This is a genomic window from Streptomyces sp. NPDC051563 (genome assembly GCF_044454225.1).
Classification (GTDB): Bacteria; Actinomycetota; Actinomycetes; order Streptomycetales; family Streptomycetaceae; genus Streptomyces.
In genome coordinates, this window is the sequence record NZ_JBITDL010000035.1 from 1 (window position 1) to 15,163 (window position 15,163).

12 protein-coding genes and 1 pseudogene are annotated in these 15,163 nt (G+C 66.1%); 10 read left to right on the forward strand and 3 right to left on the reverse strand.

Annotated features, from left to right (window positions below):
* Positions 1-254: 254 nt before the first annotated feature.
* Complete coding sequence (locus ACIA8F_RS32375) at positions 255-1,925, reverse strand: condensation domain-containing protein (RefSeq protein ID WP_399384180.1); 1,671 nt, start codon at positions 1,923-1,925, stop codon at positions 255-257.
* 1,456 nt (positions 1,926-3,381) lie between these two features.
* On the opposite strand from ACIA8F_RS32375, the gene ACIA8F_RS32380 reads away from it, so the two are divergent.
* From ACIA8F_RS32380 to ACIA8F_RS32420, 9 genes and pseudogenes are all read left to right on the forward strand, one after another.
* Complete coding sequence (locus ACIA8F_RS32380; RefSeq protein WP_399384181.1) at positions 3,382-3,744, forward strand: hypothetical protein; 363 nt, start codon at positions 3,382-3,384, stop codon at positions 3,742-3,744.
* Positions 3,737-5,185, forward strand: coding sequence for a pyridoxal phosphate-dependent decarboxylase family protein (locus ACIA8F_RS32385; protein WP_399384183.1), 1,449 nt, complete (start codon positions 3,737-3,739; stop codon positions 5,183-5,185). Before ACIA8F_RS32380 ends, ACIA8F_RS32385 begins: the two co-directional genes overlap by 8 nt.
* Positions 5,182-5,523, forward strand: a complete 342-nt coding sequence (locus ACIA8F_RS32390; RefSeq protein WP_399384184.1) for a Dabb family protein — start codon at positions 5,182-5,184, stop codon at positions 5,521-5,523. Before ACIA8F_RS32385 ends, ACIA8F_RS32390 begins: the two co-directional genes overlap by 4 nt.
* A gap of 1 nt (position 5,524) precedes the next feature.
* A complete protein-coding gene (locus ACIA8F_RS32395; protein ID WP_399384186.1) occupies positions 5,525-6,451 on the forward strand; it encodes a phytanoyl-CoA dioxygenase family protein in 927 nt (308 codons plus the stop codon).
* 124 nt (positions 6,452-6,575) lie between these two features.
* The gene (gene hppD / locus ACIA8F_RS32400) at positions 6,576-7,715 is read left to right on the forward strand and encodes a 4-hydroxyphenylpyruvate dioxygenase (RefSeq protein WP_399384188.1); all 1,140 of its coding nucleotides are present in this window, start codon (positions 6,576-6,578) and stop codon (positions 7,713-7,715) included.
* Positions 7,712-8,902: an alpha-hydroxy acid oxidase gene (locus ACIA8F_RS32405; RefSeq protein ID WP_399384189.1), complete on the forward strand. Its 1,191-nt coding sequence runs from the start codon at positions 7,712-7,714 to the stop codon at positions 8,900-8,902. Before hppD ends, ACIA8F_RS32405 begins: the two co-directional genes overlap by 4 nt.
* Positions 8,903-8,976: 74 nt before the next feature.
* Complete coding sequence (locus ACIA8F_RS32410) at positions 8,977-10,212, forward strand: PLP-dependent aminotransferase family protein (protein ID WP_399384190.1); 1,236 nt, start codon at positions 8,977-8,979, stop codon at positions 10,210-10,212.
* A gap of 265 nt (positions 10,213-10,477) precedes the next feature.
* Complete coding sequence (locus tag ACIA8F_RS32415) at positions 10,478-11,593, forward strand: prephenate dehydrogenase (protein ID WP_399384300.1); 1,116 nt, start codon at positions 10,478-10,480, stop codon at positions 11,591-11,593.
* A 104-nt stretch (positions 11,594-11,697) separates the two neighbouring features.
* A pseudogene (locus ACIA8F_RS32420) lies at positions 11,698-11,928 on the forward strand (Tn3 family transposase); the annotation flags it as partial.
* An 11-nt stretch (positions 11,929-11,939) separates the two neighbouring features.
* Here ACIA8F_RS32420 and fabV read toward each other — a convergent pair.
* Complete coding sequence (gene fabV, locus ACIA8F_RS32425) at positions 11,940-13,154, reverse strand: enoyl-[acyl-carrier-protein] reductase FabV (RefSeq protein WP_399384192.1); 1,215 nt, start codon at positions 13,152-13,154, stop codon at positions 11,940-11,942.
* A 202-nt stretch (positions 13,155-13,356) separates the two neighbouring features.
* A complete protein-coding gene (locus ACIA8F_RS32430; RefSeq protein ID WP_399384193.1) occupies positions 13,357-13,485 on the reverse strand; it encodes a hypothetical protein in 129 nt (42 codons plus the stop codon).
* A gap of 912 nt (positions 13,486-14,397) precedes the next feature.
* Here ACIA8F_RS32430 and ACIA8F_RS32435 point away from each other — a divergent pair.
* The gene (locus ACIA8F_RS32435; RefSeq protein ID WP_399384195.1) at positions 14,398-15,000 is read left to right on the forward strand and encodes a hypothetical protein; all 603 of its coding nucleotides are present in this window, start codon (positions 14,398-14,400) and stop codon (positions 14,998-15,000) included.
* Positions 15,001-15,163: the final 163 nt, after the last annotated feature.

The following is a 15,163-nucleotide window of genomic DNA, read 5'->3' on the forward strand; positions in this document are numbered from 1 at the left end:
ACAACCCCGGGAACGACAGACTCGGCACCTCTGCCGCCGTGTGATTCCACTCCGACATCACCCGCCGACGCTCCACCGACGACAGAACGTCAACCTGCCCGATCAGGCTCTCAAGGCGCTGCCGAGATTCATGTGAAGACACAGTGACACCCAATATCTGTTGAGGAACTACCGCATGCCCTTGTCTTGGGCGCATGACAAAGAACGGGTCGGCCGGCAAGCAGAGCCCCGACGATCCCATTTCCCAATATGGGCTAGCGCGACCGCCTGCTGGATCCAAGGCTCGGTCGGGCCGGGGGTGCCTCGTCGAGGCACTTGTACAGTTCGGCCACCGACGGCGCCTCAAAGATCTTGGCGACATCCAATTCGATGCCCAGCGCGGTGCGCACGCGACTAATCAAACGAATCACCAAAAGTGAATGGCCGCCCAGCGCGAAGAAGCTCTCGTGAAGTCCCACGTCCTCAACCCCGAGAACTTGCGAGAATATGCCGCGCAGGACTTCAAGCCGTTCATCGAATGGCGTTGTCGGCGTGTCGTCGGTGGACGCCTTCGACTCCGCCGCCTCCGCTCCCTCCATCAGGGCCGTCGGAATCTCCGGACTGTCGATGCCGCCGAGGCGCAGCTGCGGACTGTCGACCACCTGGTCGATCAGGGCGGCGAAGTACTTCGTGATCAAGCGCGCCACGTCAGGGGTGAACAGGTCCTCCGAATAGAGGATGGCTCCTCGGATGCCGGCCGGAGCCCTGTGCTCGCTGTGCTCTTCCTTGAGTAGGAAAGCGATGTCGAACTGGGCCGTGCGCTCCTCGATCTCCTCGACACTGACGTCAAGCCCATCAAGCCGGAAGTCCGCTTCGGCGTTGTTCTGTAGCGTCAGCATGACCTGGAACAGCGGATGCCTTCCGGGTACACGCGGGGGGTTCAGGGTTTCGACGAGGCGCTCGAACGGCAGATCCTGATTTTCGTAGGCCTCGAGGTTCGCCGTCCGCACTCTCTTCAGAATCTCGAGGAAGCTCGGGTCTCCCGACATGTCGGTACGCAGGACCAGGGTGTTGACGAAGAAGCCGACGAGGTCATGGAGGGCCTGGTCGGTCCGGCCGGCGATCGCAGTGCCGATGGGTACGTCGTGACCGGCGCCAAGCTTCGCCATCAGCGCACCCACGGCCGCCTGGAGAGCCATGAACACGGTGCTGCCGTTCTTGCCAGCCACCTCGGCCAGCCTGGCATGAGTGGACCGGGTCAATTCGATCTCGACCGGGATGCCGGTGCGGCTCGCCACCGCGGGACGGATACCTCGGGTCGGAAGCCTCAGCTCCTCGGGGATACCGTCGAGCTTGGCTTTCCAATACTCCAGCTGCTTGTGTCCGAGACTGTGAGGATCAGACTCGTCGCCAAGAACTTCGCGCTGCCAGAGCGTGTAATCTCCATATTGAATGGGAAGTTCTTCCCAGGCGACGTCCTCACCCTTCAGTCGCGTGGCATAGGCCGAGCTCACATCGCGCCACAGGGGAACCATGGACCATCCGTCACCGGCGATGTGATGGAGGGTGATCAGCAGGATGTGCTCGTCGGGCCCCTGCTCGAACAGCTGCACCCGGAGCGGAATTTCGTTGGCCAGGTCAAAGGGGACTCGATAAGCCCGGAGTAGCACGTCCGACACCTGCGATCCCCGCACATCTTCCACCGACAAGGCTGGCACGGCCTCGGCCGGCTCAAAGATGTGCTGATGAGGTTCCCCGTCGGACTCCCGGAACACCGTGCGCAGGGACTCATGGCGGGCGACCAAGTCGCACAGTGCCCCCCGAAGCGCCCCCTTGTCGAGTGCGCCGACCAGCCGCAGCGCCAACGGAGTGTTATATACCGCTTTCACGCCCTCTAGTTCATTCAGGAACCAGAGGCGCCGCTGGGCGAATGAAAGTGGTATCACGAACGTGCTCCTGATGTCGGTGCGTGGATCGCGCCGGAGTCAACCGGCTTCACTTAGCGCGCCGCGATCTCCGGCATGTAGTTGAAAGAGAACGAGCAGGCTCCAGGAATGTCACCGGAAGTCCCATTTGGTGCGAACCCAACGCCTCTTGCGTCTCGAATCAGTTCCAGAAGTTGCGATCGGAACCGATTCCCCTGAGACGGAAGGATCACCTGGCTTGCGATTCGATGTCAAGGATGCCGATCTTGATTTGAGCTCGATCTGAGGTTGGCTGTACGATACACACGAAGCCGGAGCGGTTGAGTTGTCGACTCGCACACCTAGCGCAAGAACCCTCTTGTCGATCACCCTTGACGTGGTGCACACTGACGAAACGCCGCAGGCCAGACGCTGCGGGACTGTGGCACCAGACCTCACCGGCCTTGTAGTGGCTCAGCCGCTCACCAAGGCCGGCCAGCTGACTGGTTCCTCGTCATGTACGACTGAGCGAACCCCGAAGAGGGAACTCGCCACCGCCTATTGGCTCTCGCCGGTCGCTACGCAGATCTGGCCCACGTGCCATTCATCCACCAGCCCGCCCACGGATACGGCCGCAATCCGGGTGTGCCCCAGTTTGCGGCTGTACATACACACGCCAGAATGTGCCGTTCGAAGCCCGATGCCCAGGCCACTGGTACGCAACGCTCAGGAGAAAAGGTGTCGTCCGCTGTCTTCCGTAATTCGACGAAGGTAAGCGGTGGCATCTCAATTCCGTGCCCCCACGGTACCGACTCGGCCCACGAAGTTGGGAAGGGCTTCCCCTACGTCGCACTGCTTCCGTCGTTCGCCACCCCGGCCGCCCACGCCGAGGAGACAGGCCGTCTGGTCGCCGGCGTAGGCGACCGCTTCGGCGGACTGAACGTGGCAGTCAACAACGCCGGGCACATCACGTCAGTTTCGGCACTCACCGCCGAGCTCCGACGCGTAGGCGACCGTGAAGTCCGCGGCCACCGCTCTGTCCCGTACCGCCGCCCTGGACCACAGCGGGGACGGCATCAGGTGTCCTGGTGCCCCGGGGAGATGCTGGAGGACCGGTGGAGCGGGTGAAGGCGCAGTACTGCTGGGCCGGGTCGCGACCGTGTTGCTTAAGCCAGCAAGCGGCGAGGCCGGCGCCGTATGGCACCGATCTCGTCGCGGATGGCGCCGCGCCCTCCTGACCCGAGCCCGATGCACGCGCCTCCGGCAGTGGTCGATTTCGCTCCTGGGGGCTGGAGTGTGATGCGCGTGGGTGCGTACATGCCGGGGAGAGCGCCACGGCCTTCGTCGAGGCGGTTGTCACGGAGGAGGCCCGGGAGAACGGCGCGCTGGGCACCGCTGTCGCGGCCGTAGGCGAGACCTAAGACCCGGGTCACAGACCCAATGTGGGACCGGCTGCCCGCCCTTCGGGCGACCGGACCAATCAGATAGGAGAAGCACGATGGGTGCAGAGAAGGTCACGGTCATCGAGACCTGGAAGCTCAAGGACGAGTTCACCGGGCGCGCGCTGGAACTGATGCAGGTGATGGACGACATCGTCGGCCCAGGCGCGCACGACAACCCGGGCTGGTGCGAACACGGCCGTTTCTACCAGCTCCAGGAGCGCGAGGCAGAGATCTGGATGATGTACACCTGGCACAGCCGTGCCGAGCACGAGGTATTCATCAAGGAAGAGGAGAAGCTGCTCGGCGAGTTCTACGAGCAGTACTGCGACGGCCCGCGCCGCATCATCTACTTCACGGAACTCCCGGTCGATGTCGAAGCCACTGACACGCACGCCCACGTGGAAAGCACGCATGCCTGAGACCACGGGCGACTGGGCGCCGGCCGACTTCGAACGCCATGGTCATGAGCTGTTCGCGACGCTCCGTCAGCACTTCGAACTGATCAGGGATGTGCCGGTAGCACGTCCCTACGACGCGGCAGAACTGATGGGTCGCCTGGACGCGGCCCTGCCGGAGCAGGGCGAGGAGTTCCCGCGCATCCTCACGGATACGTGGGAAAAGGTCGTTCCGGACCTCGTCCACTGGAATCACCCTGCCTTCCACGGCTACTTCTCCACATGTGCGAGCTTCCCCGGGATGCTCGCCGAGACGATGACGGCCGCTCTCAACGTCAACTCAATGCTGTGGAAGACCAGCCCGTCGGCCTCGGCCCTGGAGCATGTGGTACTGCGCTGGCTCGCCGAACTGGCGGGGTATCCAGGTGAGTCGGACGGTCTGCTGGTCGGTGGTGCCTCGCTGGCAACGCTCTACGCACTCGGAGCAGCTCGGGATGCAGCGCTCGACTATGACGTCCGGGAGGAGGGGATGAGCGGGCCGCACGCCAAGGTCGCCCGGATCTACACCTCTGACCAGGCCCACAGCTCGGTGGACAAGGCTGCGATCACCCTCGGAATCGGTCTCCGGAACGTGGTGAAGATCCCGTCTGACGACCAGTACCGGATGCGTCCCGACCTACTGGAGACCGCCATCGCCCGCGATGTGGCAGCCGGCTTCGTGCCGGTCGCCGTCGTCGCCACGGTCGGCACCACCTCCGTGGCAGCGGCGGACCCGCTGGAGCCGATCAGTGAGATCTGTCGGCGGCTCGGGGTCTGGCTGCACGTCGATGCCGCCTACGGAGGTCTGTTCGCCTTCGCCTCCCGCATGGGCGGTGCGGCGGAGGACGTGTCCGTCGGCGACTCGTTGGTGGTGAACCCGCAGAAGACGCTGTTCGTCCCACTGGACTCGACCGCGCTCTACTGCAGGCGCCGCGGTGCACTGGCCAACACGTACCGGATCGTCCCGGAGTACCTGACGTCGGTCCACACGGGCGGCACGTTCGACTTTATGGACCTGTCGCCCCAGCTGGGTCGGGGCTTCCGGGCCCTGAAACTCTGGTGGGTACTGAGGTCGTTCGGCCGTGCAGGGCTGCAGTCCAGGTTGGACTACGCCATGGAGCTGGCGGACCGCCTGCGCGGCTTGGCCGCCGACGACCCGGACTGGCAGTGCCCGGCCCCGTCGCGCTATCCGCTGGTGTGCCTGCGGTACGCGCCGCAGGGCGGGGTGGGTTCGGGCGCCGGGATGGACGACCTGAACGCCCGCATCGTCAAGGAACTCAACGACTCCGGCGAAGCCTTCGTATCGCATTCGGTGATCCGCGACGGCTACGTGATCAGAGTCTCCCTCGCCAATATCCACACCACGGGGGGCGACATCGAGCGTTTGTGGGCCGCCCTGAACCACGCCGCGGAGAAGTGCCGGTGATCCGGCACATCGTGCTCTTCCGGCTGAAGCCCGGCTTCAGCTGGGAGAGCCCTGAGGTACGCGAGGCGGAGGCGCTCCAGCAACGGATGGGCGACGAGATCGAAGAGCTGCGCGAGTGGCACTGCGGTCGCAACGTCTCCGACCGGCCCGCCGCCTACGACTACGCGGTCATCGGCCTGCTGGACGACGAGGAGGCCGTGGCCCGCTACCTCACTCATCCCTTCCACCACAAAGCAGCGAGCAGCTGGACACCGATCAGCGATCGGGTAATCGCCGATATCAAGGAAGCCCACCGGCTCGCGACTGCCCCATCCCCGCAACACCTTGAAGGAGAATGACGTGTCCGCACCCACCGAGGTCTTCGCGCTGACCGCGGAGGAGCGCGAACTCCTGCCGTCCGACGACGATGTCGCGTTCTACGCTGAGCACGGCTGGTACCTGTCGAAGAAGCTGTTCACCGACGAGGAGACAGCTCTGCTGCGCTCGGCCAGCGAGGAGTTCTACGCGGGACGACGCGACCGTGTGTTGCCGAAGCACCCGGCGCGGTTGGCGTACTGGACCCCCGAGAAGGGCGACGTCCAGCGCCACAACGACTACATCCACTACGAGAGCGACGCGATAGCCAAGGTATTGCGCAAGCCCCTGCTGGGAGCGGTGGCGGCGCGGCTGGCACAGGCGGATCAGATCCGAGTGTTCCAGTCGACCCTCATTCGCAAGCCGCCACGGCCCGAGGAGCCCAGCAATGTCGTGCCCTGGCACTTCGACCGGGACTACTGGGCGACGTCAACCTCGGAGCGGATGCTCACGGCCTTCATCCCCTTCCACACCTGCGACGAGCAGATGGGCACCATCACCATGGTCGATGGCAGCCACCGCTGGAAGGAGCTGAGCCGTGACGCCGTCACAGCTCGGCACTTCGTACAGCTGGGGCGCGATGCCGAGTCGGTCCTTGACCGTACCGCGGAGGCGAACGGTGCGAAGGTCGTCAAGGTGCCGGTGGAGATCCCGGAAGGGCATGTGAGCTTCCACCACTGCCGCACCTACCACGGCAGCGGGGCCAACCGGTCCGCCGAGCCGCGCCGGGCCATCTCGCTGCACCTTCAGGACGGTGCCAACGCATACCGGGATTTCTCACTCCCGGACGGCAGCCTGGCCACCTACAACCATGACGAGCTCGTACGCAGGACGCCGGATGGGGCCCCGGACTACAGCGACCCCGAGTTCTGCCCGGTCGTCTGGGACGGGCCCGTGCCTCCGGCCGCGTAGCACCACCCGGTCCCGAGCGGGGCAGCCGGCCGGCCCCGGAGAGCGCCTGTGCACACCGCTACTCCGGGCCGGCCCGGCATCGCGACAACAGATCACTAGCACAGGAAGCACCGGACTGAGCCGTATGACCATTGCAGCAGACCCCGCACGCCACGCACAGCCGCAGCCCGCGGCCGAGCTCCCCTTCGATGACCTCCGGATCGATTACGTGGAGATCTACGTCGAGGACCTCGACCGCGAGGCCGCCGCGTGGACCACGCGATTCGGCTTCACTGTCGCGGGCACCGCCGGCGGTGCCCAGGAGGGCTTCCGCAGTCTCGCCCTGCGCCAGGGAAGGATCGTCCTCGTGCTCACTGAAGGCACCGACGACGAGCACGAGGCTTCCCTCTATACCGTTCTGCATGGCTTCGGCGTGGCCCGTATCGCCCTGAGCACCACCGATGTCGCGGCCGCCTTCGCGTACGCGGTGGGCCGTGGTGCCAGGCCACTGAGCGAGCCGGTCCGGCTGCCCGGGCCGGGTGTGGTAGCCACCGCCACGATCTCCGGATTCGGAGACTTGGTGCACACTCTGATCGAGCGGGAGGGTCCCGACGGCCTGCCGCTGGGCTTCGAGCCGGTCTCGTCCGACTCCGGCACTCGGACGCCTACCTCCGCAGACTCCGGCCTGGAGGAGATCGATCACTTCGCCGTGTGCGTGAACGTCGGCGAGCTGGACGAGGTCGTCAAGCTCTACCGGGATGCGCTGGGCTTCAGGGAGATATTCGAGGAACGCATCGCCGTGGGCTCGCAGGCCATGCTGTCGAAGGTGGTGCAGAGCCGCGAAGGTGACATCACGTTCACGATCATCCAGCCGGATCCGGAGGCTGACCCCGGCCAGATCGATGACTTCCTGAAGAACCACGGCGGTGCGGGAGTCCAGCACATCGCGTTCTCTAGCTCCGATGCCGTCGACTCGGTCCGCGCTCTGGCCCGCAACGGTGTGGAGTTCCTGAAGGCTCCGGGGACGTACTATCAACTCTTGGCTTTGCGAGTAGAGTTGCAGCGGCACGGCTTGGATGCTCTGCGTCAGTGGAACCTCCTCGTCGACGAGGACCACGGCGGTCAGCTGTTCCAGATCTTCACTCGATCGACGCACCCGCGGCGCACCCTCTTCTTCGAGGTGATCGAGCGGCTTGGCGCTGAGACGTTCGGGTCTTCCAACATCAAGGCCCTCTACGAGGCTGTCGAGTTGGAACGGCTGCAGCAGAACGTCTCCGCTCGATGACGGCCGTCCCCAACGTGTTCACACCCGGCGACTTCTTCGCTCTGGCCGACTTCGAACGGGCTGCGAACGCCGTGCTGCCTCCCGCCGTACGGGACTTCGTGGCAGGCGGCAGCGGCGCAGAGTTCACCCTCACTGACAACCAAGCCGCGTTCGACCGGCTGCGGATCACTCCCAAGGTCCTGCGCGACGTATCGGACTGCAGCTGCGCAACCACCCTGCTGGGCAGCCGGGCTGCCATGCCAGTGGCAACCGCACCGGTCGGCTACCAGAAGTTGCTGCACCCCGAGGGTGAGCTCGCCTCGGCGCGCGCGGCGGCAGCGGCCGGAATCCCCTTTACCGTCGGCACGTTGAGCAGCTACACGGTGGAGGAGATCGCGGCCGTCGGGGCGACGACCTGGTTCCAGCTCTACTGGCTGCGTGACCGCGAGCAGTCGTTCGACTTGGTACGCCGCGCCGAGGACGCCGGGTGCAGTGCTGTGATGCTCACGGTCGACGTGCCATGGATGGGCCGGCGTCGACGTGACCTGCGCAATGGGTTCGCCCTGCCGGACGACATCGTGGCCGCGCATTTCCCGGTGGGTGCCGAATCGGTGGCGCACCGGACAGCCTCGGGCGAATCCGCGGTAGCCCGGCACACGGCCGCGGCCTTCGCCCCGTCCCTCAGTTGGGCGGACCTAGCGGAGCTTCGGCGCCGCACCCGGCTGCCGCTGCTGGTCAAGGGCGTACTCGATCCGGCGGACGCGGCCCAGGCCGCCGAGTCTGGGGTGGACGGCATCGTCGTTTCCAACCACGGCGGTCGACAACTAGACGGGGCCGTAGCGAGCATCGATGCGTTGGCGGAGGTGTGCGCGGCGGTGAACGGACGTTGCGAGGTGTTGCTCGACAGCGGTGTCCGCAGCGGGGTCGACGTACTCAAGGCCCTCGCGCTCGGGGCGAGCGGCGTCCTGCTCGGCCGTCCGCTGCTATGGGGACTCGCGACGGGCGGCGCCGAAGGGGCGCGCAGGGTCCTCGACCTGCTCGCAGCTGAGTTGAGGGATGCCCTCGGGCTCGCAGGGTGCTCCGGCCCGGAGGCCGCGGGCACCCTGCAAGTGCGCCGGGACGCGATGGCCGCGGACCGCACCTGCACCGCCCATGCCCACACGACATACCTGGACAAGACCAGTCACGAAGGGATGGTCCTACGGTGACACAGCGGTATCCGGCAGCCCTGTTGCACACGGCAGAGCTGCACGCGTCCCTCGAGGACAAGACGCTCGGCTCAATGAACTTCCTCAACGAGATCGCCCAACGGTTCCCCGAGGCGATCTCCTTCGCTCCGGGGCGGCCCTTCGAGGGCTTCTTCGACATCGAACTCGTACACGCTTACCTCCGGCGCTTCGAGCAGTACCTGAGGGAGGAGAAAGGGTACGACGAGGCGCAGGTGCGCCGGACCCTGTTCCAGTACGGGCGGACCAAGGGCATCATCCACGAGCTGATCGCCCGCCACCTGGAAGTGGACGAGGGAATAGCCGTGGATCCGGAGTCGGTGGTGGTCACCGTGGGCTGCCAGGAAGCGATGTTCCTGGTGCTTCGCGCCTTGCGCGCGGATGAGCGGGACGTGATCCTCGCGGTGTCACCCAGCTACGTGGGACTCAGCGGGGCGGCCCGGCTGGTGGACATGCCGGTGCTTGAGGTGGCCGGCGGACCGAACGGCGTGGATCTCGAAAGCCTTGAGCACGTGGTGCGTGAGGCACGCGCGCGCGGTCTACGCCCCCGCGCCTGCTACCTGGTCGCGGACTTCGCTAACCCCTCCGGCATCAGCATCGATCCGGAGACCCGGCACGCACTACTCGATCTCGCGGAGCAGCTCGACCTGCTGCTGCTGGAGGACAACCCGTACGGCTACTTCGACGCGGACGGCGTGCGGCTGCCCACGATGAAGTCGCTCGACACCCGGGGCAGGGTTGTCTACCTGGGATCGTTCGCCAAGACCGGTCTGCCCGGCGCCCGCATCGGGTACGCGGTGGCCGACCAGCGAGTCCTCGGCGCCGATGGCCGGGAGGGGCTGCTGGCCGACGAACTCTCGAAGATCAAGAGCATGCTCACGGTGAACACCTCACCCATCGCCCAGGCAGTCATCGCGGGCAAGCTCCTGACCCACGGTCTGGATCTGTACAGCGCCAACGAGCGTGAGATCGCCTTGTACCGGGACAACCTGCGGCGCCTACTGGCAGGCTTGGAGCGGCACTTCCCGTCCGACGGCGGATCAGGGGTGACCTGGAACGTACCGCGCGGCGGGTTCTTCATCGTGTTGAAGGTGCCCTTCCCGGCGGACGACGCGCTGCTTGAGATCTCCGCGGACGACTACGGCGTGCTGTGGACCCCGATGAGCTACTTCGGCTCTGATCCGCACATGGCTTGCCAACTCCGCCTTTCCTACAGCCAGGTCGACGAGGCACAGATCGATGAAGGGCTTGAACGCCTCGCCGCCCTCTTCTCCGGCCAGCGGCAGGTCTAACCGAGATGATCGGCGATCTGTTGCCTGTCGGGGTAGCGAGTGAGATCGCCTACCGCGTTCCTCGCGAGGCTGCCTCGAACCGGAAGAGGAGGCAGCGGTCGCCGGTGCCGTGGGCTCCCGCCGAAAAGAGTTCGAGATCGCATGCCAGTTTCCTCGAACAGCCCTTCGGGGGGCTTGCCGCACCGCACCGACTTCCGGGCCACCGCCATCACCGTGCAACGCCGGCCGGGGCATTGTTGATGCGATCAATCTTGGGGAATCCATGTTGCGTAGTGCCGCTGTCGTCGGAACGGGCCTGATCGGCACTTCGATCGCTCTGGCGCTTTCCGCCAGAGGCGTCATCGTCTACCTCGTCGACCAAGAACCCATGGCCGCCCTGACCGCCGCGGCTGTTGGAGCCGGGCGTGCCGAGGAACCACCGGAAGCGGTCGACCTGGCCATCCTCGCGGTACCGCCGGCGGAACTGGCCACCACGCTCGCGCAGGCACAGAAGCGCGGGCTGGCCCGGGCCTATACAGACGTCGCCAGCGTCAAGGCGCGCCCCATGGCGGACATCGTCGACCTGGGCTGCGATCTCACGTCATTTGCGGGAGGTCACCCCATGGCCGGCGGAGAACGCTCCGGTCCGCTCGCCGCTCGCGCCAACCTGTTCGAGGGGCGGGTCTGGATCCTTTCCCCCCACCCCGCGACTTCCGAGCAGGCCCAACAAGCCGTCGAGAGCCTGATCGAGATGTGCGGCGCATATCCGCTGGTCATGAGGCCAGACGAGCACGACGCGGCAGTCGCCCTAGTCTCCCATGCCCCACACATGGTTGCCAGCCTCATGGCCGCACGCCTGGAGCATGCCACGGAGTCGCAGATCAGCCTTGCAGGACAGGGAGTACGCGACGTCACCCGGATCGCGGCGGGCGATCCCTGGCTGTGGTTCGACATCCTGTCCGCCAACGCCGGCACTGTGGCGGACAGCCTCACCGAGCTGGCCCGTGACCTGGAGGGAGTGATAGCGGCGCTGAGACATCTGGAAAGCGGTGCCGAGGGGGAGTCCGACGGGGGCGCCGAGGCTCTGCTCGACGTGCTGAACCGAGGCGTTGCGGGATGCGAGAGGCTTCCGAACAAGCACGGTACCCCGAAGGCGAGTTACGTAACGGTCACGGTACCGGTGGGTGACCAGCCAGGAGAGCTGGCCCGCCTGTTCGCCGACATCGGAGCGACCGGGGTTAACATCGAAGACGTCTTCATAGACCACGATCCAGGAAAGACAACCGGGGTGGTGGAATTGCTCGTCACGCCTGAAGGCGCTGATGCGCTTTCACGGAATCTCAAAGGCCATGGCAGGATCGCCATCGGGCCTCCTGAGAGCCAACCCAGTTTTCGCATGTGATCCGTCAGCCCCCACCACCCAGCAGCGGGTGGTGGGGCGCTCGGCAATGGGAGCGTCCGCAGGAGCCGCGATGCCGCTGAAGTCCAACGTGGAGCCGTACAAGGACGCCATCGAGGGACACCATCGCGAACCACGGTCGGACATCCAAGACACCGTACGTCCTGGGGCTGGCCGACGAGCACGGATGCTGGTGGCGGACCAAGGTGCAGGCCAATCTCCAGGAGGGCCGCCACGCGCTCGCCCGGAAAGTCTTCCCCGGCCGCGCCGGGCAGCTCTACCGGGACTGCGTGGAAGACCAGATCGGATCCCTCGGACTGGTCCTCAACGCCCTTGTGCCTGAGCCGGGTCAGGATGTGTGGTCGGGCCAGGGGATGTCGATGGCGACTGCGACGGAGTAGTCGACGCCTGGCACGGAGAATCCGTACAGGCGTTGGACTTCGGCGTGGAACCAATCGAGGTCGGCGAGGTCTGCGATGGTGGCCGTAGTGGCGGCCTCCCAACGTTCGGCGACGGCCGCCTGGACGTCGTCGGTGAGTTCCCAGGAGTCCAGGCGGATCCGGCCTTCGTCGTCCAGAGCGAGCGGGGCCGCGCCGGTGAGCTGGTCCCACAGGGCGGCGAGCTGGCGGATCGGCGGGACCAGGTTCTCTCCGAGGACACCACGCAGCAGGCCGGTGTACAGGGCGATGCCGGGGATGGCGGTGGAGGACTGGGTGACGGCGGCGCCGTTGACGGAGGTCACTGCGCGCCCGCCCACCGTCTTGTCGAGCCGCTCGTTCAGGGTGCAGGCGGTGGCCTCCAAGTGGGACTTGGCCGCACCGATGGTGCCCTGCCGGTAGATCCCCTCCGTCAGCGGTGAGCCGATGTAGGACAGTGCGGCGGTGGCGAACCCGTCGGCGAGCAGGCCCCGGCCGACGAGGTGGTCGATCCAGCGTTCCCAATCCGCGCCGCCCATCACGGCCACCGTCTGCTGGACGTCGTCTCCCTCGGCCGGCCCGGTCTCGACCTCGCGGACCTCACCAAGACCTTCGTCGTCGAAGACGAGGGTCTTGGTGCGGTTGGCCTGGCCGATCGGCTTGAGGACGGAGGCGTAGGTGGTGCCGGTGGCGGGGTCGGTACGCCGGGGCGCGGCTACCGAGTAGATCAGGTAGTCCAGCCGGCCACCGAAACGCTGCTCGATGAGGTCGGCGACCTGGTCCTTCATCACGTCGGAGAACGCGTCGCCATTGAGGAAGACCAGGTCTCGCCTGGCAGCGCGGGCGATGTCGGCGGTGGCGGCGGTGCGGTACCAGCCTGCCGTCGCGGTACGCCGCACGGTGGGGGCCTTCTCGAAGGACACCGCGATACCGCGGATACCGGCGCGCTTGAGTCCGGCCAGCGTGGCCGCGAGACCGTATCCGGCGGAGGAGCCTATTACCAGTGCGACGGGCCCGTCGCCCTCTGGCACGCCGGCAGGGGCGGGGCATGCCTGCCACATGTCGGCCACCAACTGCCCGCAGCCCGCAGGATGGGAGTCGAGGAAGAGGAAGCCCCGATTGCGGGGGACGAGAACGCGCTCGTTCAAGATGACAGTCCTAGGGTCGGCCGGAACACAGACGCAGCGACCAGCCCGGCCAACCACGCCCTGCAAGTCTGTGACAGCTTCCCCATACGGGGTAGCCCCGTCAGGAACAACGATCACGCGCCGGTCTTGGAGTGTTTCCATCACTTCCAGCCGAGCAAGTAGCGGCCGTGACCTGCTCGGCACCTTTCGCGTTCTGCCCACCTCAGCGCAGTCTGTCGCCCGGGACGAGCAGGCTCGCGAGTTCGGCAATGTCCTCCGCGGACGGCTTGAAGTACCGGCGGTCGCTCTCCGGCTTCTTGTGCCTCGACTTCCTCCTTGCCGCAGCCTTCATTCTTTCCAGCTTCGTCATGCGCCGTCGTCATGCGTCTCATCCCGCCGCTCACCGAACGCGGGCGCCACCCCCACCCAGGCCGCCTGGGCTTTCGGACTCGGCGGAGCAGATAGACCCTCGGCCGCACCCTGTACGGGAGCCTTTCGGCGCGAAAATCCACCACCACATGCGCAGCCACCGGCATGACGAAGACCTCTCTGCTGGTGGACTCCCGACCCATTCTCCGCAGCCCGCGGCGGCCCAGCGCAGGCCTCCAGCCCCAGGAAATCGCCCGGCTCCGGTTCCACTGCGAACGGGGTATGCCCGCCACCGGCACTCCGGTCCGCTGGTGCTCCTGCTTGCCGGGGCTCTCCAGCGCAGAGACCGGAGCAGGTCCAAAACCGACTTCGATCTGACCAGCGGCACGGTGCGTATGTAGGGCGTGACCCATACCCTCGCCCGAAGCTGCCCCCCCCTCGACGCCCGGGGCATCCACGTGCTGACTACCCGACTTCGGCGAGGAGCTCGCCGACGTCTTCCTCTACGTCGCCGCCCTCGCCGAGATGAACGGCATCGACCTACAGGAAGAAGTGGAACGCAAGCACACCAAGAACAAGGCCCGCATCTACGAACGTGACACTCACGGAGTCCCCATCCCATCCAACCCAGTATCTGAGTGACTCTTAAGGCTCACGACGTCGTGATGCGATGTCGTAAGCCTTAAGAGTCACTCAGATGCCCTGATGTGAGCTGTGCACAGACCCCTGCCCGCCTAGGTCTCCGCAAAAGCGGCGCAACAGGTACGGCGGAGGTACTCAGATGCACCCTCAGAGGTGATCATTTAACAGACATATGTGGTCAGAGATTCAGCTGCTGCGTACTCACTCCTTGGATCGGCAGACATGCACCGAACTGTCGCTCTACTGTGGCGACATGAGCCTGCCCGAGGGCCTCAATCAGTCTGCGGCCTACGTTGCCGCAGATCTGGAGGCGATGATCCGTGAACGCGATGTCCGCGTCGCATCACACGGTGAGCACCGGGCCCGACTCGAGGCGATGATCGCCAAGCTGAACGCCGAAGTCCAAGAGGTTACGGCGCAGGAGCAAGAGGCCGCGGCCGAGCTCCAGGAGGCCCAGCAGGTACTCGAGGACCTCTGCACCGTTCTGGCACGGGGCATAGGCCTTCGCCAGGCTTCCGAACCCGCCCAGACTCGGCTCGTTGCCTTCTCACCCGAACACGACCCCACCTCGGCCACAGCGACGCGCCCTGCACCAGAGCCACAGCCCGCCACGCACCCTGTCCGGATTGCGGGCGAGCGCACACTGGCGGTCCTGAAAATCCTTTCGCGCGACCCGGAGCGGGAGTGGACCCCGAAGGCCGTCGCGATGGAACTCGAAGCGGGCGCTGACGGTTCGATGGACCGAGCTCGGGCCCTGCTCGATGGCCTACGTAAGCGCGAGGTCGTGACGAAGACCATCGGTCCCGACGGCAAGCAGACCTTCTACCGGCTCACCGCGGCCTGGGAGGCCGCCTAGGCAGGCCCACATAAGCGGACCGCCGCCCCACATCGTGGCCTCCCGGCTGGACACCTGGGCCACGCCTGGGGCGGCGGTCTCCCAACGCGGCAAGGCCGCCACCTCCGAAGCTAGCGGTTCACACCCATGCTCGCGGGGTGTTCGGCCATTTCCCTCCAACGGA

Bases quoted from the DNA above. Each gene is read 5' to 3' on its own strand.
- ACIA8F_RS32380 (WP_399384181.1), top strand. From the start codon at position 3,382: ATGGGTGCAGAGAAGGTCACGGTCATCGAGACCTGGAAGCTCAAGGAC.
- ACIA8F_RS32385 (WP_399384183.1), top strand. From the start codon at position 3,737: ATGCCTGAGACCACGGGCGACTGGGCGCCGGCCGACTTCGAACGCCAT.
- hppD (WP_399384188.1), top strand. From the start codon at position 6,576: ATGACCATTGCAGCAGACCCCGCACGCCACGCACAGCCGCAGCCCGCG.
- ACIA8F_RS32405 (WP_399384189.1), top strand. From the start codon at position 7,712: ATGACGGCCGTCCCCAACGTGTTCACACCCGGCGACTTCTTCGCTCTG.
- ACIA8F_RS32410 (WP_399384190.1), top strand. From the start codon at position 8,977: ATGAACTTCCTCAACGAGATCGCCCAACGGTTCCCCGAGGCGATCTCC.
- ACIA8F_RS32430 (WP_399384193.1), bottom strand. From the start codon at position 13,485: ATGAAGGCTGCGGCAAGGAGGAAGTCGAGGCACAAGAAGCCGGAGAGC.
- ACIA8F_RS32435 (WP_399384195.1), top strand. From the start codon at position 14,398: ATGAGCCTGCCCGAGGGCCTCAATCAGTCTGCGGCCTACGTTGCCGCA.